Origin of the sequence: Nocardia asteroides (assembly GCF_021183625.1) — a bacterium.
GTDB lineage: Bacteria > Actinomycetota > Actinomycetes > Mycobacteriales > Mycobacteriaceae > Nocardia > Nocardia asteroides_A.
On the sequence record NZ_CP089214.1, the window covers coordinates 1,236,379 to 1,261,366 of the forward strand.

The window sequence follows — 24,988 nt, forward strand, 5'->3', positions numbered from 1 at the left end:
ACCTGGGCACTGCTGGTCACGACAGGATCTCCTCGGGAACATCGTCGGTTTCGGGCGCGGGGGCGGCGTCCGCGGCGGGCGCGGTGCCGGTCAGGGAGAGGAAGACGTCGTCCAGGCTGGGGCGGTTGACCTCGGCGTCGACCACGCAGACGCCGGCGTCGTCGAGCCTGCGCAGCGCCTCGACCATGGTGCGCGAGCCCTCCCCCACCACGATCGACACCTGGTCGGTGCCGGATTCGTGGTTCGGCTCGCCGAGCCCGATCTGCGCGAGCACCGACTTGGCCAGCGCGGTGGCCTGGCCCGCGGCCAGCGTGACGGTGAGCCGGTCGCCGCCGATGGCGGTCTTGAGCTCGTCGGCGGAGCCGCGCGCGATCACCCGGCCGCGGTCGATCACGGTGATCCGGTCGGCCAGCTGGTCGGCCTCCTCCAGGTACTGGGTGGTGAGCAGCACCGTGGTGCCGTCGTCGACCAGGTCGCCGATCACCTGCCACATGTCGAGCCTGCCGCGCGGGTCGAGACCGGTGGTCGGCTCGTCGAGCACCACCACCGGCGGCCGCGCGACCAGCGCCCCCGCCAGGTCGAGGCGGCGGGCCATGCCGCCGGAGTAGGTGCCCGCCCGGCGCGCGGCGGCGTGCTCCAGGCCGAAGGCGCCGAGCAGCTCCTCGGCGCGCGCGGTCGCGCGCCTACCGGACATGCCGTAGAGCCTGGCCACCATGCGCAGGTTCTCGAAGCCGGTGAGGTTGGCGTCGACCGCGGCGTACTGGCCGGAGAGCCCGATCAGCCTGCGTGCCCCGGCGGGGTCGCCGAGCACGTCCACCCCGGCCACCCGCACGGTGCCCGCGGAGGGGCGGAGCAGGGTGGTGACGATCCGGACGGTGGTGGTCTTGCCCGCACCGTTGGGGCCGAGCAGCCCCATCACGGTGCCCGCCGGGATCTCCAGATCGATCCCGTCGAGCACGCGGATCTTGCCGTAGCTCATGCTCAGGTCGCTGACTTCGACGGCGAGGCTCACCTGCGCACCTCTGCTCGGGCACTCATCGATTCTCCTGTCCCCCCGCCGCCGCCGAGCCGGGACCGCAGTACCGGGCCGATCACGGCGAGCGCTTCGGGTGTGGTCATGTCCGCGTGCCTGCACGGCAGCGCGTGATCGTGGATGGCACCGGTCGCGTGCGGCCGCCAGGCCGCCGCGGACCGGTTCGGGTCGGCGCGGTTGATCTCGTCCTCGGCGGCGGTGAAGAAGAGCAGGTCACCGTCGAAGACCCGCGGCCGGAAACCGTGCGCCAGCACGGTTCCCGCGCGGTACCCCTCGTACAGCCGTTCCAGGTGCTCGGCGGTGAGCGCCGCGAACGGCCCGTTCTCCTCGCGCAGCAGCGCGGCGGCCCCGGCCAGGTCGAGCTCCGGGTCCAGGTCGGCGGCGGCGATGCCGCCGAACTCGGCGACGATCTCCGCCACGCTCGGCATGGCGAGCTCGAGCAGGTCGTCGGAGAGCCGGTAGCTGTCCAGCAGCGCGAGCAGCGCGACCTCCTCGCCCTGCTGTTGCAGCCTGGTCGCGACGGCGTGCGCGATGAGCCCGCCGAGCGACCAGCCGAGCAGGTGGTAGGGGCCGTGCGGCTGCACCGAGCGGATGTGCTCGATGTAGCGGTTCGCGGCCTCGGAGATGCTGCCGAACGGCTCGTCGCCGGTGACGTGCGGCGCCTGCAGCCCGTACACCGGCCGGTCGGTGTCCAGGTGCGCGAGCAGCCCGGAGTAGCACCAGGAGAGCCCGATCGCGGGGTGCACGCAGAACAGCGGGGCGGCCTCGCCGGTGGTCCGGATCGGCAGCACCGGGGCCAGCGGGTCGATGCTCGCGCCGCCGGAGAGGCTCGCCGCGATCGCTGCCGGGGTGGCCGCGCCGAACATCTGCTGCACCGCCACCTCGATCCCGGCCGCGCGGAGCAGCCCGACCACCCGGGTGGCGAGCAGCGAGTTGCCGCCGAGCTCGAAGAAGCCGTCGTCGGCGCCGACCCGCTGAATCCCGAGCACCTCGGCGAAGGCGGCGGCGATCGCCGTCTCCAGCGGGCCGAGCGGCGCCCGGTAGCCGTGCGCGCCCGCGAAGACCGGCTCCGGCAGCCGGGCCCGGTCCAGCTTGCCGACCGGGGTCAGCGGCAGCTCGTCGAGCAGCATGATCGCCTGCGGCACCATGTAGTTCGGCACCCTGGCCGCCACGTGCGCGGTGAGCTGGGCCGCGGTCGGCGCGGTGCCCGCGCGCGGCTTGACGTAGGAGACCAGCGCGGTGGCGCCCGCCTCGGTGCGGTGCCCGATGGTGAGCGAGTACTCGACCTCGTCGTGGCTCGCCAGCGCGGCGTCGATCTCGCCGAGCTCGATCCGGAAGCCGCGGATCTTGACCTGGTGGTCGGAGCGGCCGACGTACTCGATCTCCCTGGCGGAGCGGCGGCCGGGCAGCTCGGGGGCGCCGGTGTCGCGCCAGCGCACCAGGTCGCCGGTGCGGTACATGCGCTCGCCGGGCTTGCCGTACGGGTTGGCGACGAAGCGCTGCGCGGTGAGGCCGGGGCGGTTCAGGTAGCCGCGGGCCAGCGCGGCGCCTGCCAGCTGCAGCTCCCCGGTGACGCCGATCGGGGCCGGGTGCAGCCGCGCGTCGAGGACGGTGGCCGCGACGCCGCGGATCGGGCCGCCGATGGTGATCGGCGCGCCGGGTGCCATCGGCGGCGAGATCACGGTGACGATGGTGGTCTCGGTCGGGCCGTAGACGTTGTAGAGGTTGCGCCCCGGCGCCCAGCGGTTCACCAGGTCCGGCGGCAGCGCCTCGCCGCCGACCAGGATGTGCGCCAGGTCGACCACCCCGGCGGGGTCGACGGTGCCGAGCGCCGCGGTGGTGATGAAGGCGTGCGTGATGCGCTCGCCGACGAACACCTCGCGCAGCCCGTCGCCGCCGACCACCTCCGGCGGCGCGATGACGAGGGTGGCGCCGCCGCCGAGCGCGAAGAGCAGGTCGAGCATGGCGGCGTCGAAGCTCGGGGTGGCGAAGTGCAGCACCCGGGAGCCGGGCCGGACGTCGAAGCGCTCGGCCAGCTCGGCGGCGAAGTTGGAGAGCCCGCCGTGCGTGACCACGACGCCCTTCGGGGTGCCGGTGGAGCCCGAGGTGTAGATGACGTAGGCCGGGTTCTCCAGCCGCAGCGGCGCCGGCCGCTCGGCCTCGGCCAGCGGGCTGTCCTCCGAGGCCAGCACCCCGGCCCTGGTCTCCGGGTCGTCGAGCACCAGCCAGTCGACGGTGTTCGGCAGGGTGTCGCGGTGCGCGGCCAGGGTCAGGCCGAGCGCGACGCCGGAGTCGGCGAGCATGTGCGCGATCCGGGCGGCCGGGTAGCGCGGGTCCACCGGGACGAAGGCGGCGCCGGTCTTGACCACGGCGAGCACCGTCGCCACCGACTCCACCGAGCGCGCGATGCCGAGCGCGACCAGCGTCTCCGGGCCGACCCCGCGGCGGATGAGCAGCCGGGCCAGCCTGCTGCTCCAGCGGTCGAGCGCCTCGTAGGTGACGTCGGTGCCGTCCGCGCGCAGCGCGATCGCGTCCGGCTCGGCGGCGACCGCGGTGGCGAAGACCTCGGGGAAGGTGAGCGGGCGGTCGGGCTCGGCGCCCTGCACCGGGGCCAGCCCGGACCACTCCGCCGGGTGCAGCAGGTCCAGGTCGCCGACGGCGCTCGCCGGGTTGGCGGCCACCGCGGTGAGCAGCCGGACCAGCCGCTCGCCGAGGCCGAGCGCGCTGTTGTGGTCGAACAGGTCGGCGGCGTAGTTGACGCCGACGGTGATGCCGTCGGGGTCGGCGCCGCCGTGCTCGGTGAGGGTGAACTGCAGGTCGAACTTGGCGATGCCGGCGTCCAGGTCGACCGGCTCGATCTGCAGCCCGGGCAGCTCCAGCGGGCCGATCGGCTCGGTGCGCACCGAGAGCATGACCTGGAACAGCGGGTGGTGCGAGCGCGAGCGGGCCGGGTTGAGCACCTCCACCAGCCGCTCGAAGGGCAGCTCGGCGTGGTCGAAGGCGTCCAGGTCGGTCTCCCTGACCCGGGCGAGCAGCTCGTCGAAGCGCAGCGCGGGGGAGACCGCGGTGCGCAGCACGAGGGTGTTGACGAACATGCCGATCAGCCCGTCCAGCTCGCGGTCGCCGCGACCGGCGTGCGGGGTGCCGACGGCGACGTCGCCGGTGCCCGACATCCGGTGCAGCAGCACCGCGAGCGCGGCGTGCAGCAGCATGAACATGCTGACGTTGCCGCGGTCGGCGATCCGCTTCAGCTCGCGGTGGGTGAAGGCGTCGACGGTGACCTCGGCGGTGCCGCCGCGGTGGCTCGGCACCGGCGGGCGCGGCCGGTCGGTGGGCAGCGCGAGCAGCTCGGGCAGCTCGGCCAGGGTCTCCCGCCAGTACGCGAGCTGGCGGTGCGCGGGCGCGGCCGGGTCGTCCTCGGCGCCGAGCGCGTCGCGCTGCCACAGCGTGTAGTCGGCGTACTGCAGCGGCAGCGGCTCCCACTCCGGCGCGATGTCGAGCCGGGCCGCCCGGTAGGCGATCGCGATGTCGGCGGCGAGCGGGCCGAGCGACCAGCCGTCCACCGCGATGTGGTGCACGACGACGGCGAGCGCGTAGTCCTCGATCGGCCCGCCGGAGGCGACGTGCAGCAGCGCGGCCCGCACCGGGACCTCGGTGGCGAGGTCGAAACCCGGTGCGGTGAAGCGGGAGATCGCCTCGACGACCTCGGACGGCCGCACCGAGTCGAAGGCGACCGGGACCGTGGTCGTCGCGGCGTCGAGGATGCGCTGCACCGGCTCGCCCTCGTGCTCGGGGAAGACCGTGCGCAGCGTCTCGTGCCGCTCCTGCACCGTGACCAGCGCGGAGGCGAGCGCCTCCAGGTCGAGGGTGCCGCGCAGCCGGAGCACCAGCGGGACGTTGTAGGCGCCGCGCGAGCCGCTCTCCTCGAACCGGTCCAGGAACCAGAGCCTGCGCTGGGCGGCGGAGAGCGGGATGTGCGCCGGGCGCCGCACCGCGACCGGGCGGGACACCCGGGTGGCGGGCTCGGCGCGGTCGATGCGGGCGGCGAGCGCGGCGACCGTCGGCTCGGCGAAGACCGCGCGCACCTCGAGCCGCACCCCGGTCTGCTCGGCCAGCCGGGCGACCAGCCTGGTGGCGAGCAGCGAGTTGCCGCCGATGTCGAAGAAGCCGTCGTCGGCCTGCACCGTCCGCACCCCGAGCAGCTCGGCCATGGTGGCGGCGACCAGCCGCTCGGACGAGGTCTCGGCGGCACGGCCGCTGCCGGTGCCCGGCAGGGGCTGCGGCTCGGGCAGCCGCGCGATGTCGAGCTTGCCGACCGGGGTCAGCGGGATCTCGTCGAGCACGGTGAGCGCGGAGGGGACCATGTGCGTCGGCAGGACGCGGGCGACGTGGGCGCGCAGCGACTCCACGTCGACGCCCGCGACCGGGTCGGCCGGGTGCACGAAGGCGGCGATCCGGTCGGCGCCGGCGATCCGGCGCACCTCGGTGTGCGCGAACCGCACCGAGGGGTGCGCGCTGAGCGCGCCGGTGATCTCGCCGAGCTCGATCCGGAAGCCGCGCATCTTGACCTGGTGGTCGCTGCGGCCCAGGTAGCGCAGTGCGCCGTCGGCGGTCCAGCGCACCACGTCGCCGGTGCGGTAGAGCCGCGCGCCCGGCTCGGTCGGGTCGGCGACGAAGCGCGCCGCGGTCAGGCCGTACCGGTCCAGGTAGCCGCGGGCGACGCCGTAACCGCCCAGGTACAGCTCGCCGGGGACGCCGACCGGCACCGGACGCAGCCGGTCGTCGAGGACCAGCGCGCGGGCGCCGCGGACCGGGGTGCCGATATCGATCGGGCCGCCGACGGTGAGCGGCCGCGAGATGGTCGCCACCACGGTGGTCTCCGTCGGGCCGTACACGTCGAACATGCGCCTGCCCGGAGCCCAGCGGGCGACCAGCTCGGCACCGACCGCCTCGCCGCCGACCATGAGCGAGCGCAGCTCCGGCAGCGGCCAGCGCTCGTGGTCGACGGTGGCCAGCGCGGCCGGGGTGAGGAACAGGTGGGTGACCCGCTCCGCCGCGAGCAGCGCGCCGAGCTCGTCGCCGCCGAAGACGTCGGTCGGGCAGAGCACCATGGCCGCGCCGGCGTTGATGGTGAGCAGCAGGTCTAGCATGGCGGCGTCGAAGCTGGGGGTGGAGAAGTGCAGCGTGCGCGAGTCCGGGGTGACCTCGGCGCGCGCGCCGAACTCCTCGGCCAGCCCGGCGAGGCCGGTGTGCGTGACGGCGACGCCCTTGGGGGTGCCGGTGGAGCCCGACGTGTAGATGATGTAGGCGAGGTCGTCGGGGCGGGCCGGGCGGGCGCGCTCGGCGGCGGCGAGCGGGCGGGCGGAGAGCGCGGCGAGCTCGGCGACGAGGTCGGGGTCGTCGAGCAGCAGCCAGCCGGTGCCGCCGTCGTCCGCGGCGGCCAGTGCGGCCGCGTGCGCGGAGCGGGTGAGCCCGGCCCGGCAGCCGGAGTCGGCGAGCATGTGCCGCAGCCGGTCCGCCGGGTAGGCGGGGTCGAGCGGCACGTAGGCCGCGCCCGCGGTGACGACGGCGAGCGCGGCCGCCACCGAGTCGATCGAGCGGGTGAGCCCGAGCGCGACCCGGTCGCCGGCGCCGATGCCGCGGGCGCGCAGCATGCGGGCCAGCCGGTTCACCCGCTCGGCGAGCTCGAAGTAGTCGAGAACGGTGCCGGCGGACCGCACGGCGATCCGGTGCGGGTGCTCGAACGCGGTGCGCTCGAAGTACTCGGCCAGGGTGACCGGGGCGGCGGCCGGGGCGCCGCGCGCGGGGCTCAGCGCGGCCCGCTCCCAGTCGGTGCGCAGGTCGATCCGGTGGACGGGGCGCTCCGGGTCGGCGGCGACCGCGGCGAGCACGGTGAGCAGCCGGTGCCCGACCGTCTCGACCGTGCCGGCGTCGAAGAGCTCGGTGGCGTAGACGAGTTCGAGCTCGTCGCCGAGCCCGGCCGGGGCCCGCAGCTCCAGGTCGAACTTGGCGCGGGCGATGTCGAGCGCCCGCGCGGTGACGGTGAGGCCGGGCAGCGCGAGGTCGGGGTGCGGCTCGTCCTGCACGGTCAGCGCGACCTGGAAGAGCGGGTGCCGCCCGGTGCCGCGCACCTCGGCGCCGAGCTCGGCGACCAGGAGATCGAAGGGCAGGTCGGCGTGCTCCATCGCGGCCAGCTCGGACTCGAGGTCGGCGGCGAGCAGCGCGCCGAAGGTGGCGTCCGGGTCGACGTCGGAGCGCAGCACCACGGTGTTGACGAACATGCCGACCAGGTCGTGCAGCTCCGGCGCGGAGCGGCCGGCGACCGGGGTGCCGATCACGACGTCGCGGCCGCCGGTGAGCCCGCGCAGCAGCACCGCCAGCGCCGAGCGCAGCACCATGAACGGGCTGACGCCGCGGTCCCGCGCCAGCCGCTCCAGCGCGGCGCGCAGCCCGGCGTGCAGCGGAATCCGCACCGTGCCCGCGCGCTGGGTCGGCTCGGCCGGGCGCGGCCGGTCGTAGGGCAGCGGGAGCTCGTCCGGCAGGTCGGCCAGCGCGGCGCGCCAGTGCGCGAGCTGGGCGGCGGCCGGGCTCGCCGGGTCGTCGGTGGCGCCGAAGCGCGCGCGCTGCCACAGCCCGAAGTCGGCGTACTGCACCGGAAGCGGCGACCAGTCGGGCGCGGTCCCGGCCGCGCGGGCCAGGTAGGCGGCGCCGAGATCGCGGGTGAGCGGGGCGAGCGAGGCGCCGTCGGCGGCGATGTGGTGCAGCACGACGGCGAGCACGTGCTCGTCCGGCGCGGTGCGGGCCAGCGCGACCCGCAGCGGCGGCTCGGTGGCGAGGTCGAATCCGCGCTGCGCGAGCGCGGTCAGCGCCTGGGTGGCGTGCTCGGCGTCGACGGTGTTCGCAGGCACCGGCAGTGCCGGGGTGGCCGCGACCGTCGGCAGGATGCGCTGCACCGGGCCGTGCTCGTCCTCCGGGAAGACGGTGCGCAGCACTTCGTGCCGCTCCACCAGGTCACCGAGCGCGGAGCGCAGCGCGGCGACGTCGAGCTCGCCGGTGATGTGCAGCGCCACCGCGATGTTGTAGGCGCTGTTCGCCGGGTCGAGCCGGTTCAGGAACCAGAGCCGCTGCTGCGGCAGGGCGAGCGGGATCCGCTCCGGGCGCGGGCCCCCGCTCACCCGGACCCGCTCGCTGCGCGGCGAGACCGCGAGCGCGGCGGCGATGTCGGCGACGGTCGGCGCCTCGAAGATCGCCCGCACCGGCAGCTCGACCCCGAACTCGTCGTGCAGCGCGGCGACCAGCCTGGTGGCGAGCAGCGAGGTGCCGCCGATCTCGAAGAAGCCGTCCTCGGCGCCGGTGACCGGCTGCCCGAGCACCTCACCGAAGAGCGCGGCGACCCGGCGCTCGGTCTCGGTGCGCGGGGCACGGGAGCCGGCGGCGGCGTCGAAGACCGGGTTCGGCAGCGCGCGCCGGTCGAGTTTGCCCGCGCCGGTGACCGGCATCCGGTCCAGGACCAGCAGCGAGGCGGGCACCATGTAGCCGGGCAGCCTGCCGCGCACGCCGGAGAGCACGTCGGCGGGGGTGAGGTGCGCGGCGCCGGTGACGTAGGCGGCGAGCCTGGTGTGCCCGGCGGAGTCGGTGTGCACCACGGTGACCGCGCCGGTGACGCCGGGCTGGGCGCGCAGCGCGTGGTCGATCTCGCTGAGCTCGACCCGGAAGCCGCGGATCTTGATCTGGTCGTCGGCGCGGCCGAGGAAGCGCAGCGCGCCGGTGCGGTCGGCGACCACCAGGTCGCCGGTGCGGTACATCCGCTCGCCGCGGCGGCCGTAGGGGTTGGCCGGGAAGCGGGCCGCGGTGAGGCCGAGCTTGCCCAGGTAGCCGCGGGCGACGCCGGGGCCGGTGAGGTAGAGCTCGCCCGGGGTGCCCGGCGGCACCGGGCGCAGCCTGCCGTCCAGCACGAAGAGCCGCATGCCGCGCACCGGAGACCCGAGCGGCACCGGCGCGCCGGGCACCATCGGCGCCGAGGCGGTGGCGGCGACGGTGGCCTCGGACGGGCCGTACATGTTGTGCATGCGGTAGCGCGCGCCCCAGGTGCGCACCAGGTCGGCGGAGACCGCCTCGCCGCCGACGATCACGGTGCCGAGCTCGGCGAAGGGCTCGGCGGCGGGCACGGTGGCCAGCGCGGCCGGGGTGACGAAGGCGTGCGTGACCCGCTCGTCGCGCAGCAGCCGGGCCAGCTCGGCGCCGCCGTAGACGTCGTCGGGGGCGACCACGATGGTGGCGCCCGCGGCGAAGCCGAGCAGCAGCTCCAGCACCGAGGCGTCGAAGCTGGGCGAGGAGAAGTGCAGCGTGCGGGAGCGGTCGGTGACGCCGAAGAGGTAGCGCTGCTCGGCGGCGAGCGAGGCGATCCCGGCGTGCGTCACCACGACGGCCTTCGGCTTGCCGGTGGAGCCGGAGGTGTAGATGAGGTAGGCGGGGTGCGCGCCGCGCAGCGGGCGCTCCCGCTCGGCGTCGGTGAGCGGGAGCGGCGCGGCGGCGGCGCAGGCGCGCTCCAGCTCCGCGGAGTCGAGGACCAGCCACTCCATCTCGGCCCGGTGGTGCCTGCCCTGCACCGCGAGCATGCGGCGCGGCAGCCCGTCGACGCTGCGCGCGACGGTCAGCCCCAGCGCGGCCGCGGAGTCGGTGAGCATGTGCTCGATCCGGTCGCTCGGGTAGCGCGGGTCGACCGGGACGTAGGCGGCGCCGGTCTTGGCCACCGCCCAGATCGCGACGATCGCCTCCGGGCTGCGCGGGATCGCGACCGCGACCACCATCTCCGGGCCGGCGCCGTGTCCGGCCAGCACCCGGGCCAGCCGGTTGGCCCTCGCCTCCAGCTCGCCGTAGCTCAGGCCGGTGCCGCGGTAGCGCAGCGCGATCGATTCCGGGGCGCGCTCGGCGACCGCGCCGAACAACCCGGCGAGGGTGACCGTCGGCTCGGCCGGGCCGCCGGCCAGCGGCAGGAAGCGGCCGGTCTCCCGGAGATCGAGCAGGTCGATGTCGCCGACCGGGCGCGCCGGGTCGGCCACCGCCGCGGTCAGGACGGCGACGAAGCGGCGGGCCACCGCCGCGACCGTCGCGTGCTCGAAAACGTCGGCGGCGTAGCCGAATTCGCCGGTGAGCGGGGCCTTCTCGTCGCCGTCGTGCACCTCGAGCCTGAGGTCGAACTTGGCCACGTCGGCGTCGAGCTCGATGCGCTCGGTGCGCACGCCGGGCAGCTGGACGGTGAGCTCGGGGCCGTTGTCGTAGGCCAGCATCACCTGGAACAGCGGGTGCCGCGCGGTGCTGCGCTCCGGGTTGACCAGCTCGACCAGCCGCTCGAACGGGACGTCGGCATTGGCGAAGGCGTTGAGGTCGGTGTCGCGGGCGTGGTCGAGCACCCGGTGGAAACCAGCAGCCGGATCGACCGTCGTGCGCAGGACCAGGGTGTTGACGAACATGCCGACCAGCTCGTCCAGCTGCGGGTCGGAGCGGCCCGCGATCGGGGTGCCGACGGCGACGTCGCGGGTGGCGCAGATCCGGGCGAGCAGGGTGGCGAGCGCCGCGTGCAGCACCATGAACATGCTGACGCCGCGCTCGGCCGCGAGCGCCGCCGCGGCGGCGCGGGTCTCGGCGGGGACGGTGAACGGCACCCGGCCGCCCTCGGTGCCGCGGCGCCGGGGGCGCGGGCGGTCGAGCGGGAGGTCGAGCTGGTCCGGCAGCCCGTCCAGCGCGCCGCGCCAGTGCGTGAGCTGCCTGCTCAGCGCGCTGCCGGAGTCGGATTCGTCGCCGAGCAGGGCGCGCTGCCAGAGCGCGAAGTCGGCGTACTGCACCGGCAGCGGGGTCCAGGCGGGCGCCAGGCCCGCGGCCCGCGCGGCGACCGCGACGGTGAGATCGCGGGTCAGCGGCGCCAGCGACCAGCCGTCGCCGCAGATGTGGTGCAGCACCGCGACGAAGATGTGCTCCTCCGGCCCGGTGCGCCACAGCGCGACCCGGATCGGGGCCTGCTCGCGCAGGTCGAAGCCGTAGCCGGTGAACTCCGCGACCAGCGTGGGCACCTGCGCGGCCGGAGCGGGCACCGGGTCCAGGGTCAGCGGGATGTCGGCGGCGGGGTGCACCCGCTGGGCCGGGCCCGCCGGGGTCTCCGGGAAGGTGGTGCGCAGGCTCTCGTGCCGCTCCAGCACGTCGCGCAGCCCGGCGCGCAGCGCGGTGACGTCGAGCGGGCCGTCGATCCGCAGCGCGAGCGGCATGTTGTAGGCGGCGGCCTGCTCGTCGATCCGGTTCAGGATCCACAGCCGCTGCTGGGCCGGGGAGAGCGGCACGTACTCCGGGCGCGGGCCCGCGGCGAGCACCGGCGCGGTCCGCTCGTCGGCGTGCTCGCCGCAGCGCTCGGCCAGCGCGGCGACGGTGTCCGCCTCGAACAGGTCGCGGATGGTGAGCACGGTGCCGAGCAGCGCGTTGATCCTGGCGATGGCGCGGGCGGCGACGAGCGAGTTGCCGCCGAGCGCGAAGAAGCTCTCGGTGACCGCGATGTCGTCCAGCTCGAGCAGCTCGGCGATGATCTTCGCCACCGCGCGCTCGACCTCGGTGCGCGGCCGGGTGCCGCCCGCAGGGCGCTCCGGGGCGGCGGGCGCGGGCAGTGCCTTGCGGTCGATCTTGCCGTTGGCGCTGAGCGGCAGCTCGTCCAGCTCGACCAGCTGCGCGGGCACCATATAGGCGGGCAGCAGCGCGCGCACCCCGGCCAGCAGGGCGTCCCGATCCAGCGGACGAGCCGCGCCGGGCGCGGCCACCACGTAGCCGACCAGCTCGGCGCCGACCCGCCCCGAGTGCGCCACGCAGACCGCGCGCGCCACCCGCTCGTCGGCCAGCAGCGCGGCCTCGATCTCGCCGAGCTCGATCCGCTGGCCGCGGATCTTCACCTGGAAGTCGCTGCGGCCCAGGTACTCCAGCGCGCCGTCGGCGCGCCAGCGGGCCAGGTCACCGGTGCGGTAGAGCCGCTGCCCCGCGGTGAACGGGTCGGCGACGAAGCGGTCGGCGGTGAGCTGCGGGCGGCCGAGGTAGCCGCGGGCCAGCTGCACGCCCGCCAGGTACAGCTCCCCCGAGACGCCGGGCGGCACCGGCCGCAGCCGCGCGTCCAGCACGTAGGTGCGGGTGTTCCAGACCGGCGAGCCGATCGGCACGCTCGCCGGGTTCGGCGGGCAGTCCCACGCGGTGACGTCCACCGCGGCCTCGGTCGGGCCGTAGAGGTTGTGCAGCCGCACCCGCGGCAGCGCCGCGGAGAAGGCGCGCACGGTGGCGGCGGGCAGCGCCTCGCCGCTGCAGAACACCCGGCGCAGCCCGGCGCAGCCGCGCACATCGGTGTCGGTGACGAAGACCGAGAGCATGGACGGGACGAAGTGCGCCGTCGTGACCGACCGCTCGGCGATCGTCCTGGCCAGGTAGTCCGGGTCGCGGTGGCCGTCCGGCGCGGCGATCACCAGCCGCGCCCCCACCTGCAGCGGCCAGAAGAACTCCCAGACCGAGACGTCGAAGGTGGCGGGGGTCTTCTGCAGCACCGCGTCGGTGTGGTCCATCGGGTACTCGTGCTGCATCCAGCGCAGCCGGTTCACGATGGCCGCGTGCGTCACCGTGACGCCCTTGGGGCGGCCGGTCGAGCCGGAGGTGAAGAGCAGGTACGCCGGGTTCTCCGGGCGCAGCGGCGACCGGCGGTCCCGGTCGGTGACCGGCGCCGGGGACTCGGCGGAGAGGTCGATGGTGTCCAGCGCGAGGCGGGCGACCCCGGCGGGCAGCGGCACCTCGTCGCGCTCGGTGGTGAGCACCGCGACCGGCTCGGCCTGCTCCAGGATGCCCGCCAGCCGCTCGGCCGGGTGGTCCGGGTCGAGCGGCAGGTACGCCGCGCCCGCCTTCATCGCCGCGTACATACCGACGACCAGCTCCACGCTGCGCCGGATCGCCAGCGCGACGACGCGCTCCGGGCCCGCGCCGCGCGCGATCAGGAACCGGGCCAGCCGGTTCGCCCTGCGGTCCAGCTCGGCGTAGCTGAGCAGCTCGTCGCCGAACTCCAGCGCGGGCGCCGCCGGGCTGCCGGCCACGGCGCCGTCGAAGAGCTCGGCGAGCGTGCCGGGCCGCAGCGGCATCGCGGTGTCGTTCCAGCCGTACAGCACCCGGTGCCGCTCGTCGGCGGTGAGCGCGGAGAGCGCGTCCGCGCCGGTCTCCGGGGGCGCGGCGAGGAAGCGGCCGACGAAGTCGCGGAAGCGGGTGTGCTGGGCGGTGACCTCGGCGGCCGGGTAGCGCGCGGGGTTCGCCTCGAAGTCCAGGTGGATCTCGCCGTCGATGCCGTTGTAGACATTGATCGACAGATCCTCGACCGGCCCGGTGGCCAGCACGTGCATCGAGCCGAGCATCTCGCCGAGGCGCAGCTCGTTCTTGAACAGCATGATGTTGACCATCGGCCCGAAGAAGCCGCGCGCGGCGCGCGAGTAGCCGCCGTCGCGGCGGATGTCGTCGTGCCGGTACAGCTGGTGCCGCAGCGCGGCGGTGACCTGCAGCTCGGATGCCCTGACGACGTCGGCGAGCGTCGTCTGCGGCGTGAACTCGATACGCAGCGGCACCACGTTCGACACCACGCCGGCCGAGCGGCGCAGCGCCATCGTGGTGCGGCCGGAGACCGGGAGGCTCAGCAGCACGTCGGCCCTGCCGGTGACGGCGTGCGCGTAGCAGGCGGCGGCCGCGACGAAGAGCACCGCGGTCTTGGCGTCGTGCGCGGTGCCCGCCGCGGCCAGCGCGGCGGCGGCGGCCTCGTCGAGCACGGCGGTGGTCAGGTGCCTGCCCGGTGCGTCCGGCACCTCGGTGAGCGGGCTGCCGTCCAGGCTCACCGGCTCGCCCGTGCCGGCCAGCTGCGCGCGCCAGTGCTCGCGGTCGGCGCGGAAGCGCGCGGAATCGCGGTAGCGGGACTGGTTCTCGTAGATCTCGGTCAGCGGCGCGGCGCGCGAGACGGTGGGCTCGGTGCCGTCGGTCGCGGCGGTGTAGATCTCGGCCGCCCTGGTCAGCACGTTCATCGCGCCGTAGCCGTCGACCAGGATGTGGTGCGCGCGGACGTACCAGAGGTGGTGGGCGTCGCCGATCCGCAGCACGGCGTTGGTGGAGAGCGGATCCCGCTCGATATCCACCGGCGCGGCGGCGTGCTCGGTCATCCAGCGGAAGGCGGCGGCGCGCGGGTCGGGCTCGCCGCGCAGGTCGAGCCGGAGCCACTCCGGCCCCACCTCGGGGTCGACGACCTGGTACGGGACGCCGTCCTCCTCGATCAGCCGCACCCGGCCGACCTCGGCCTCCGCGCCGCACCGCTCGATGGCGTAGTGCAGCCTGCCGAGGTCGAGCTCCCCGCGGAGCTCGACGTACTGCGCGATGATCAGCGGCACGTCCGGGCGCAGTCGCTGCGCGTAGTAGAGCGCGCTCTGCGCGGGCGAGAGGGGGAACGGCTCGACGCCGTCCCGGGAATCACAGGGGGATGCACATTGGTCGACCCGCTCGGTGGCCAATGAACTCATCAATCACTCCGTTCTGCCGCACATGTCGCATCTCCCCGAGCAGACCTTCAGCGGATGCATCGAGACGGTCCCCGAGGCCGCCTCGCCCGCCCTTTGATTCGGTGCATCACATCCGGCGGATTGCCGACCGGATGAATGCGCCGCACTACCGAGTCATCCGAACTGTCGTCGGAGTGATCAGCAATGTTTCCGCAAACGCCGAATAGGTGCGGCTTTTCACCGGAAAAAGACTTGGGGTTCAGAATCGGCGGCACAAGAAGGCCGTACTACCGCTAACAGCGGGTGAACCGGTTTGCTGGAAGTGTCCCAGCCCCCCGGAAAGCGCTGCGGCTCCCCAAGCTATACCTAAGGTGCCGCTTATGTGTGGCTCGTCACACCGGCTTCGAAACGGCGCTTCCCCGGCGGCGGAGCACAGCGGCGGCGGCCAGGCCGAGCCCGCACAGCGCGACGGCCAGGTACTCCGGGGCCGGGCCGAGCCGGGTGGCGAGGGTGCGGTCGGTGCGCAGCGGGAGCCGGGCGGTGAGCGCGGCGGGGACGAAGAGCTCGCTCCGCTCGGTCACCGTGCCGTCGGCGGCGACGATCGCGCTCACGCCGGAGGTCGCGGCCACCACGAGGGCGCGGCCGTGCTCCACCGCGCGCACCCGGGACATGGCCAGCTGCTGATAGGTCATCTCGCTGTCGCCGAAGGTGGCGTTGTTGGTGGGCACGGTCAGCAGCTGCGCGCCCGCGGCGATGGAATCGCGGAAGGCGCGGTCGAAGGCGACCTCGTAGCAGGTCGCGACGCCGATCGGGATGCCTGCCGCGTGCACGGTGCCGGTGCCGTCGCCGGGCACGAAGTAGCCGGCGCGGTCGGCGTAGTCGGAGAAGAGGCGGAAGAAGCCGCGCAGCGGCAGGTACTCGCCGAACGGCTGGATGATCTTCTTGTCGTGCCGCTCGGCCGGGCCGGTGGCGGGATCCCAGACGATCACCGAGTTGGTGGTGGTCTTCCGGTCGGCGTTGATCAGCACCGCGCCGACCAGGATCGGGGCGCCGACCGCGCGGGCGGCCGCGGTGATCGCGGCGGCGGCGTCGGGGTTGCGCAGCGGGTCGATGTCGGAGGCGTTCTCCGGCCAGATCACCACGTCCGGTTTCGGGGCGCGGCCCGCGGCGATGTCGGCGGCGAGCTGTTCGGTGCGGCGCACATGGTTGTCCAGGACAGCGCGACGCTGGGAGTTGAAGTCGAGGCCGAGGCGGGGGACGCTGCCCTGCACCGCGGCGACGGTGATCGTGCGGTCGCCCGCCTCCGGGGCGGGGAGGGTCGCGCGCAGAGCGAGGCCGGTGAGCGGGAGGAGTATCACCGCGGCAGCCGCTGCCGCGAGCGCGGGTCGTCCCGCAGCGGCCCGGGTGCGGCGGGCGAGCGCTGTGGCGAGGTAGGCGAGGCAGGTGCCGGTGAGGGCTACGGCGAAGCCGATGAGGGGGGCGCCGCCGATGGCGGCCAGCGGCAGGTACCAGCCGTCGGCCTGGCCGAAGGCGAGCCTGCCCCAGGGGAAGCCGCCGAACGGGAAACTGGAGCGGGCCCACTCGCAGGCCGTCCAGGCCAGCGCGATCCAGAGCGGGCGCACCGGGAGCGGCGCCGTCCAGTACGTCAGCGCGCCGAACAGCGCGAGGAAGGCCGCGCACGCGGTCGAGAGCGCGAGCCACGGCACCGGGCCGACGTAGATGCCGGTCCACGGCAGCAGCGGGAGGAAGAAGCCGAACCCGGCCAGCAGCCCGTACCCCGCCGCCCCGCGCGCGGTCCGCGCCCGCTCGAGCACCGGGGTCAGCAGCGCGATGCCGAGCGGGGCGAGGAACCACAGGGGTCGCGGCGGGAAGGAGCCGAACAGGAGGAGTCCGGCGAGCAGCGCCGCGGCGGCGCGCAACGAGAATGCACCGCCGGGGAAGCGGAGCCCGCGGCCGCGACCGGCCGCGGAATCCCCGGCGCCCGGCGCGGACGCGATCGCCGGACCGCGGGCGGGCGGCTCGGCACCAGGAGGCGGCACGGCATCGCCCGGCCCCGGTGTACCCGGCCGGCCGTCGGCATGCTTCACACTCGGCGCCGGGCCGACGGCCACAGGCGTTTCCGGCCCGACCGAATCACTCCGGGGGGCAGCCGTCTCCTCAGGCTGCATAGATCGTCACACCCCGGTGCACCGTGCGCAGGCAGCGCGGAAGGCGCGCGGCGGGGTCGAGCGACGGCAACCCGGGAACCCGGGAGCGGGGGTCGGTGGACCAGCGCTGCACCGAATCGGCCGCGGCCGCCACCACGAGGTCGTCGGCTTCCCAGACGGCGTAGGAGGCGGGGGCGCCGGGGACCAGCGTGCCCGCGACCCCGTCGCGCACCCCGCCCGCCCGCCAGGCCCCGCGGGTGGCGGCGGCGAAGGCGGCGCGCGGCGAGAGCCCGTGCCCCGGCGTCCGGTGCTGCACGGCGGCCCGCACCGCCGCCCACGGGTCGAGCGGGGTGACCGGCGCGTCCGAGCCGATGGCGAGCGCGACCCCGGCCGCGGCCATGGCGGCGAAGGGGTTCAGCGCCGCGGCGCGCTCGGCGCCGAGCCGGGTGGCGTACATGCCGTCCGGCCCGCCCCAGGCGGCGTCGAAGCCCGGCTGCACACTGGCGATCACGCCCCAGCTCCCGAGCGCGGTGATCTGCTCCGGCGAGATCATCTCGGCGTGCTCGACGCGGTGCCCGCGGGCGGCGACGGCGGGCGCCCCGAGCTCGGCGGCGACCACCCCGATGCCATCGACCACCGCGTCCATCCCGGCATCGCCGATCACGTGGAACCCGGCCTGCACCCCGGCCAGCGTGCAGGCCCGCACGTGCGCGGTGACCCCGGCGGCGTCCAGGTACCCGACCCCGTGCCCGCCCGCGTCGGCGTACGGTTGGCGCAGCAGCGCGGTGCGCGACCCGAGCGAGCCGTCCACGAAGAGGTCGCCGCCGAGCGCGTGCACCCCGAGCTCGGCGACCAGTGCCCGCGCCTCGTCCTCGTCGTGCACCGCCTCGCCCCAGTAGGCGCGCACCGAGACGCCGTGGGCGAAGGCGAGCAGCTCGGCCAGGTCGGTGCGGCCCGCGATCTCCGGCCCGCCGCACTCGTGCACCTCGGCGACCCCGTGCGCGGCGGCGGAGTCCAGCGCCGCGGTGCGGGCCCGGTCGCGCAGCGCGCGGTCGGCGCGCTCCAGCGCGGCGGTGCGGACCAGGTGGTGCGCCGCGGCCCGGAGCGGCTCGCCCCTGGTGAAGCCCGCGGCGTCGCGCACCCCGGGCACGGCGTCGAGCAGCGCGGTGGAGACGGCGGCGGAGTGCACATCCACCCGGGAGAGGTAGACGAGCCTGCCCGGCCCGGCGGCGGCGTCGAGCTCGTCGGTGCTCGGCGGGCGCTGCTCCGGCCAGCCGGTGTCGTCCCAGCCGTCGCCGAGCAGCACCCCGGACGGGTGCGCGGCGGCGAAGGCGGTGAGCAGCTCCAGGCAGTGCGCCAGCGAGCGGGCCGCGGACAGGTCGAGCCCGATCAGCTTCAACCCCAGCGCCGTGACGTGCACGTGCGGGTCGACGAAGGCGGGGGCGACGAAGGCGCCGTCCACGTCGATGATCTCCGCGCCCGGGTGCAGCGCCCGCCCCGGCCGCTCCGCGCCGAGCCACACCACGGTGCCGTCGGTGACCGCCATCGCGGTGGCATCGGGCGAACTCGCGCTGTAGAACCGACCGCCGATGAGCAACTGCGTAGCCACGGAGCACAAGTCTGCCGTACCCGGTGGCGCCGGGCGGGGTCAGCCCTTGGTCAGCGAGCGGCCGCCGGAATCGCCTGTCGCCGGATCCCACACCGTGCGCACGACCGAGCCGTCCACCACGGTGCCGTCGGCGTCGATGATCACCCGGTTGCCCTGCACGGTGTCCAGCACCCGCGCGGCCCGGCGCGCGGCGAAGGCGGTGAGCGCCGGGCGCAGCAGCGCGCGGGTCGGCGGCAGCAGCACCAGCAGCCCGAGCACCGAGGTGAGAAGCCCGGGGACGAGCACGAGCAGCGCGCCCGCGGCGACGAGGGCGCCGTCCGCGACGGCGGTGCCCGCCCGCAGCTCGCCGCGGCCGACCCGGCGGAACCCGTCGAGCACCTTCCTGCCCTGCCCGGCCACGAGCAGGACCCCGACGGCAGAGCAGGCGATGAGCAGCAGGATCGCGGCGCCGACGCCGGCGAAGTGCGCGACGGCGACGAAGGTGGCGACCTCGGCGACGAGGTAGACGGCGAGCAGTACGGCGGGCATGGCGTTCCTTCCGGGACGATCTAGGAGTACCAACGCGCGAGCGCCCGATTTTTCTCCCGGCGCTACCCGCCCGGGCGTACCAATCCGGTCTCGTAGGCCAGCACGACGGCCTGCACCCGGTCGCGCAGCCCCAGCTTGGTGAGCACCCGGCCCACGTGCGTCTTGACCGTCGCCTCGGAGAGGAAGAGCTCACCGGCGATCTCGGCGTTGGAGCGCCCGGCCGCGATCTGCTCCAGCACCTCGCGCTCGCGGGCGGTGAGTGCCGCCAGCACCTCGGGGTCGCGGGAGGGAACCGGGTCCTCGGCGATCAGCCGGTCCAGCAGCCGCTTGGTGACCTTGGGTGAGACGACGGCGTCACCGGCGGCGACACTGCGGATGGCGGAGACCAGGTCTTCCGGCGGGGTGTCCTTGAGCAGGAAGCCGCTGGCCCCGGCGCGCAGCGCGCCGAGCGCGTGCTCGTCCAGGTCGAAGGTGGTCATGACGAGCACCTTGCAGCCGTCGCCGGCCTCCAGGATCCGGGCGGTCGCGGTGACCCCGTCCACCACCGGCATCCGGACGTCCATCAGCACCACGTCGGGGCGCAGCTCCTTCGCCTTGCCGATGGCGGCGGCGCCGTTCTCCGCCTGCCCGACCACCACGAGGTCGTCGTGCGCCCCCAGCACCATCTCCAGCCCCATGCGCATGAGTTCCTGGTCGTCCACGACGAGCACGGTGATCGGCACGTCCCCACTGTATCGGCGGTGTCACGGGGTTTCCCGGTGCACCGGGAGCTCCGCGGCCACCCGCCAGCGCCCGGACGGTTCGCGCCCGGCCGCCATGACCCCGCCGAGCACCGCGATCCGCTCCCGCATGCCGACCAGCCCGAGCCCGCTGCCGGTGATCGCGGTGTGCACCGGGACGCCGCCGGTATCGACCACCTCGATGTACACCCGGTCGCCGGTGCGGCGCACGGTGACCCACGCCTTGGGGTGCGCGCCCGCGTGCCGCAGCGTATTGGTCAGCGCCTCCTGCACCACCCGGTGCACGCCCAGGCTGACCTCGGGCGGGACGTCGTCGAGTTCACCGCTGAGCTCCAGGTCGACCGCGAGCCCGGTGTCCCGCATCATCGCCACCACCCGGGCGATCCCGGCGGTGCCGTGCTGCGGCAGGTCGTCGGGGGCGTGCTCGGTGCGCAGCAGCGCGACGGTGCGGCGCAGCTCGCGCAGGGCGTCCCGGCCGGTGCCCGCGATGGTGCCGAGCGCGCGCTCGGCGGCGTCGGGGTCGCGGCGCAGGGTGTAGCGGGCGCCGTCGGCCTGCACGATCATCACGCTCACCGTGTGCGCGACCACGTCGTGCAGCTCCCTGGCGATCCGGGTGCGCTCGGCGGCGACGGCGTCGTGCGCGCGGCGCTCCCGGTCGTAGTCGGCGACCGCGAGCCTGGCCTGCACCTCGGTGTCGTAGGCGTGCCTGGCGCCGGTGAACTCGGCCAGCGTCCAGCACAGCGCGTAGAAGGTGATCGTGAAGGCGATCACCGCGGTCGGGTCCTGGTGCAGCACCAGCGTGGTGCTCACGCCGTCGGCGAGCAGCAGCGCCAGATAGAACAGCCCCTGTCGCCTGCCCACGTAGGCGACCAGGGTGTACAGCGCGAGCCCGAGCCCGAGCGAGCTCGGGTGCAGGGTGTGGTCGCCGAGCGCGCCGGAGAGCCCGGTGCTCAGCTGGGAGAGCACGAACAGCGCCAGCGCGGCGGTGCGCGGGTAGACCCGGCGCACCACCACCGGCAGCGGCAGCAGCAGCGCGAAGACCAGGAAGACCGGCTTCTGGGTGCTGCCCTGCAGCGCGGTCAGGTCGAGCAGGAAGAGCCCGAGGGCGAGCACCGAGTCGGCGACGACGGGGTTGTCTCGGACCCACAGGCTGAACCGGCGCACGCCGCCCACCCTAGGCCGGTGGCCGTCTGCTTGGCTGGGACCGTGCAGGTGACGGACTGGATGGTGCTGCTCACGGCGGCCGCGGCCGCGGGCTGGGTGGACGCGGTGGTCGGCGGCGGCGGGCTGATCATCCTGCCGACGCTGCTCCTGGTCGCGCCCGGCATCACGCCGCAGACCGCGCTCGCCACCAACAAGATGGCGGCGGTCGCGGGCACCTTCGCCTCGGTGCTGACCTTCGCCCGCCGGGTGCCGCTGCGCTGGCCGGTGCTGATCCCGGCGGCGCTGCTGGCCGCGGTGACGGCGGCGGCGGGTGCCGCGGCGGTCTCGCTGATCGACCGTGAGCTGTTCATCCCGATCGTGCTGGTGGTGCTGGTCGGGGTGGCGATCTTCGTGACGCTGCGGCCCGCGATCGGGGTCACCATGGCGACCGACCCGCCGACCCGGCGGCGCACGCTGCTGGTGATCGGGCTCGCAGCCGGGCTGATCGGCTTCTACGACGGCATTCTCGGCCCCGGCACCGGCACCTTCCTGATCATCACCTTCGCCACCCTGCTCGGCACCGAGTTCGTGCGCGCCGCCGCGATGGCCAAGGTGATCAACTGCGGCTCCAATGTCGGCGCGCTGCTCTACTTCGCGCTCACCGGGCACATCCTGGTCGCGCTCGGCGCGGCCATGGCGGTGACGAACATCGCCGGCGCGGTGGTCGGGTCGCGGATGGCGCTCGCCCGCGGGGCCGGGTTCGTCCGGATCGTGCTGCTGGTCGTTGTGCTCGGGATGGTGCTGCGGCTGGGCTGGCAGCAGTTCGGCTGACCCGGCGGTGCCCGCGACACGACACCCCGCGCGGCGAATTCGGATCGCGGGGAGCGCGCGCCACCGGCTAGCGTGGGCGGGTGAGCATTTCGCACTCCCCCGGCGCACCGCACGAGGTGGACGCCGAATTCCTCGCGCTGCCGCTGCGCCGGTTGGCCGACGCGGCACTCGGCGCCGCCCGCGACGCCGGGGCGTCGCACGCCGACCTGCGGGTGCACCGCCTGGTCACGCAGTCGATCCGGCTGCGCGACGGCCGGGTCGAGGCGATCACCGACGGCACCGAGCTCGGCTTCGCGGTGCGGGTGATCGTCGACGGCACCTGGGGCTTCGCCTCGCACGCGGTGCTGACCGCGGAGACCGCGGCCGAGGTCGCCCGCCGCGCGGTGCACGTGGCCACCACGCTGCGGGCGCTGAACCGCGAGCGCGTCGAGCTGGCCGACGAACCGGTCTACGCCGACGCGCGCTACGTCTCCGACTACGCGATCGACCCCTTCGCGGTGCCGACCGGCGACAAGGTCACGCTGCTGCAGGAGTACTCCGAGCGGCTCGCCGCCGCCGACGGCGTCGATCACGTGTCGGCGTCGGTGCTGCAGGTCAAGGAGCAGACCTTCTACGCCGACACCGCGGGGTCGGCGATCACCCAGCAGCGGGTGCGGCTGCACCCGCAGCTGGAGGCGGTCACGGTGGACGCGGGCTCGGGCGTCTTCGAGTCCATGCGCACCCTTGCCGCCCCGGCCGGGCGCGGCTGGGAGTACGTCACCGGCGCGGACGGGGTCTGGGACTGGGCCGACGAGCTGGCCCGGATCCCCGGCTGGCTGGCCGAGAAGGTGAAGGCGCCCGGCGTCGTCGCCGGCCCGGCCGACCTGGTGATCGACCCGACCAACCTGTGGCTCACCATCCACGAGTCGATCGGCCACGCCACCGAGTACGACCGCGCCATCGGCTACGAATCCGCCTACGCGGGCACCTCCTTCGCCACCCCCGACAAGCTGGGCACGCTGCGGTACGGCACCCCGGTCATGCATGTCACCGGCGACCGCACCGAGCGCTTCGGGCTGGCCAGCACCGGCTGGGACGACGACGGCGTGGCCGGGCAGCGCTGGGACCTGGTGCGCGACGGCGTGCTCGTCGGCTACCAGCTGGACCGGGTCTTCGCGCCGCGGCTCGGGCTGGAGCGCTCGAACGGCTGCTCCTACGCCGATTCCCCGCACCACGTGCCGATCCAGCGGATGGCGAACGTCTCACTGCAGCCCGACCCCGAGCGCGATACCAGCACCGCCGAGCTGATCTCCCGGGTCGAGGACGGCATTTACATCGTCGGCGACCGCTCCTGGTCGATCGACATGCAGCGGTACAACTTCCAGTTCACCGGGCAGCGCTTCTTCCGGATCCGGAACGGCGAGCTGGCCGGGCAGCTGCGCGACGTCGCCTACCAGGCCACCACCACCGACTTCTGGGGCGCGATGGAGGCCGTGGGCGGGCCGTCGACGGTGCGGCTCGGCGGCGCCTTCAACTGCGGCAAGGCGCAGCCGGGGCAGGTCGCCGCGGTGAGCCACGGCTGCCCGTCGATCCTGGTGCGCGGCATCAATGTCCTGAACACCCGAGCGGAGGCGGGGCAGTGACCGCGAACGAGACCGTCCCCGGCGGCGAACTGGTGGAGCGCGCGCTCGCGCACTCCACCGCGGACGAGACCATCGTGCTGGTCACCGACGCGCACGAGGCATCGCTGCGCTGGGCCGGGAACTCCATGACCACCAACGGCTCGTCGGTGGCGCGGCAGTGGTCGGTGGTGGCGATCGTGCGCGAGGGGCCGAACGCGGCCCGGGTCGGCGTGGTCGGCTCGACCAGCATGGACCCCGGCGAGATCGGCACCGTCGTCCGCGCCGCCGAGGCCGCCGCGCGCGCCGCCACCCCGGCCGGTGACGCGGTTCCGCTGCTCGAGGCCGCCGCCACCCGCGGTGCGGGCGACGACGACTGGGCGGCCGCACCCGCCGGCACCGACATCGAGGTCTTCGCTCGACTGGCGGGCGACCTGGCAGGCGGCTTCGACGGCGCCGACCGGCTCTACGGCTTCGCGCACCACCAGGTGCACACCACCTGGCTCGGCACCTCGACCGGCGTGCGGCGCCGCTTCACCCAGCCCACCGGCTCGGTGGAGATCAACGGCAAGCGCGGCAGCGGCGACGAGGTGGCCAGCGCCTGGGTCGGGGTCGGCACCACCGACTTCGCCGACGTGGACACCCCGGGGCTCCTCGCCGACCTGAGCCGCAGGCTGGACTGGGCGGGCCGCCGGGTCGAGCTGCCCGCCGGGCGCTACGAGACGCTGCTGCCGCCGTCCGCCGTCGCCGACCTGATGATCTACCTGACCTGGTCCATGGAGGGCAGGGCCGCGCACGAGGGGCACACCGCCTTCTCCCGCGCTGGCGGCACCAGGATCGGCGAGCAGCTGACCCAGCTCCCGCTCACGCTGTACTCCGACCCCGCCGCCGCCGGGCTGGAGTACCGGCCGTTCGTGGCGACGCCCGCCTCCTCGGAGCTGCTCTCGGTCTTCGACAACGGGCTACCCGCCGAGCGGGTGGACTGGGTGCGCGACGGCGCCGTGCGCTCGCTGGTCTACCCGCGCGCCACCGCAGCCGAGTTCGGCACCGCGCCCACCGTGCCCGGCGACAACCTGCTGCTCACCGGCGGCTCGGCGGCCACGCTCGACGAGATGGTCGCGCGCACCGAGCGCGGCCTGCTGCTCACCACGCTCTGGTACATCCGCGAGGTGGACCCGGCCACGCTGCTGCTGACCGGGCTCACCCGGGACGGCGTCTATCTGGTGGAGGACGGCGCGGTCACCGCGGCGGTGAACAACTTCCGGTTCAACGAGAGCCCGCTGGACCTGCTGCGGCGCACCGCCGAGGCGGGGGCCACCGAGATCACGCTGCCGCGCGAGTGGAAGGACTGGTTCACCCGCACGGCCATGCCGCCGCTGCGGATCCCGGACTTCCACATGTCCTCGGTGAGCAAGGCGACCTGATCAGGCCGGGGCGGCAGCCGGGGTGATGGCGAGCCCGACGGTGCCGTCCTTGCCGCGCCGGATATTGCTGCCGAGGATCAGCAGCGGCGCGGTGAGCCAGTACTTGCGGCGCAGCAGCGAGCGCACCTTCTCGGTGCCCGCGGCGTCCAGCACCCGGGCGCTGCCGTGCTCGATCACGTCGCCGGTCGGCTTGCCCCTGGCCGAGCAGGGCTGCAGGGTGACGGTGCCGTCCCGGCGGATCCGCTTGACCTTGCCCGCGTTGGTCTCGGTCCACACGTAGAGGGTGTCGCCCTCGGAGACCGCCCAGACCGGCGTCGCCACCGGCGTGCCGTCCTTGCGGAACGTGGTCAGCAGAACGTAGTTCGCGGTGGCGACGGCGCCGAAGCTTGTGCTCATG

The 24,988-nt window shown here is 74.9% G+C and carries 11 protein-coding genes; 3 read left to right on the plus strand and 8 right to left on the minus strand.

Annotated elements, in window-relative coordinates; translation table 11 throughout:
* Positions 1–16: 16 nt before the first annotated feature.
* The 7 genes from LTT61_RS06155 to LTT61_RS06185 form a co-directional block, all read right to left on the minus strand.
* Positions 17–1,012 carry an ATP-binding cassette domain-containing protein gene (locus LTT61_RS06155; RefSeq protein ID WP_233018963.1) on the minus strand — a complete coding sequence of 332 codons (996 nt, stop codon included), beginning with the start codon at positions 1,010–1,012 and terminating at the stop codon, positions 17–19.
* The gene (locus LTT61_RS06160) at positions 1,009–14,592 is read right to left on the minus strand and encodes a non-ribosomal peptide synthetase (RefSeq protein WP_233018964.1); all 13,584 of its coding nucleotides are present in this window, start codon (positions 14,590–14,592) and stop codon (positions 1,009–1,011) included. The genes LTT61_RS06155 and LTT61_RS06160 overlap by 4 nt, the downstream gene beginning before the upstream one ends.
* Positions 14,593–14,963: 371 nt before the next feature.
* Positions 14,964–16,490 carry an apolipoprotein N-acyltransferase gene (gene lnt / locus LTT61_RS06165; protein ID WP_233018965.1) on the minus strand — a complete coding sequence of 509 codons (1,527 nt, stop codon included), beginning with the start codon at positions 16,488–16,490 and terminating at the stop codon, positions 14,964–14,966.
* 238 nt (positions 16,491–16,728) lie between these two features.
* Entirely contained in the window at positions 16,729–18,327 is a 1,599-nt protein-coding gene (locus tag LTT61_RS06170; RefSeq protein ID WP_233018966.1) for an amidohydrolase, read from the minus strand.
* Positions 18,328–18,366: 39 nt separating this feature from the next.
* Positions 18,367–18,855 (minus strand): FxsA family protein, encoded by a 489-nt coding sequence (locus tag LTT61_RS06175; protein ID WP_233018967.1) that lies wholly within the window; start codon positions 18,853–18,855, stop codon positions 18,367–18,369.
* 62 nt (positions 18,856–18,917) lie between these two features.
* Complete coding sequence (locus LTT61_RS06180) at positions 18,918–19,577, minus strand: response regulator (RefSeq protein ID WP_233018968.1); 660 nt, start codon at positions 19,575–19,577, stop codon at positions 18,918–18,920.
* 21 nt (positions 19,578–19,598) lie between these two features.
* Positions 19,599–20,759, minus strand: coding sequence for a sensor histidine kinase (locus tag LTT61_RS06185; RefSeq protein ID WP_233018969.1), 1,161 nt, complete (start codon positions 20,757–20,759; stop codon positions 19,599–19,601).
* A gap of 42 nt (positions 20,760–20,801) precedes the next feature.
* Between LTT61_RS06185 and LTT61_RS06190 the strand changes: the two genes are divergently transcribed.
* The 3 genes from LTT61_RS06190 (at position 20,802) to LTT61_RS06200 (ending at position 24,591) form a co-directional block, all read left to right on the plus strand.
* Positions 20,802–21,569 (plus strand): TSUP family transporter, encoded by a 768-nt coding sequence (locus tag LTT61_RS06190; RefSeq protein ID WP_233020889.1) that lies wholly within the window; start codon positions 20,802–20,804, stop codon positions 21,567–21,569.
* A gap of 80 nt (positions 21,570–21,649) precedes the next feature.
* Positions 21,650–23,191, plus strand: coding sequence for a TldD/PmbA family protein (locus LTT61_RS06195; protein ID WP_233018970.1), 1,542 nt, complete (start codon positions 21,650–21,652; stop codon positions 23,189–23,191).
* Positions 23,188–24,591: a metallopeptidase TldD-related protein gene (locus LTT61_RS06200; protein ID WP_233018971.1), complete on the plus strand. Its 1,404-nt coding sequence runs from the start codon at positions 23,188–23,190 to the stop codon at positions 24,589–24,591. Before LTT61_RS06195 ends, LTT61_RS06200 begins: the two co-directional genes overlap by 4 nt.
* Here the strand turns inward: LTT61_RS06200 and LTT61_RS06205 are convergent, their stop codons facing one another.
* Positions 24,592–24,987, minus strand: coding sequence for a PPOX class F420-dependent oxidoreductase (locus LTT61_RS06205; RefSeq protein ID WP_233018972.1), 396 nt, complete (start codon positions 24,985–24,987; stop codon positions 24,592–24,594).
* Position 24,988: the final 1 nt, after the last annotated feature.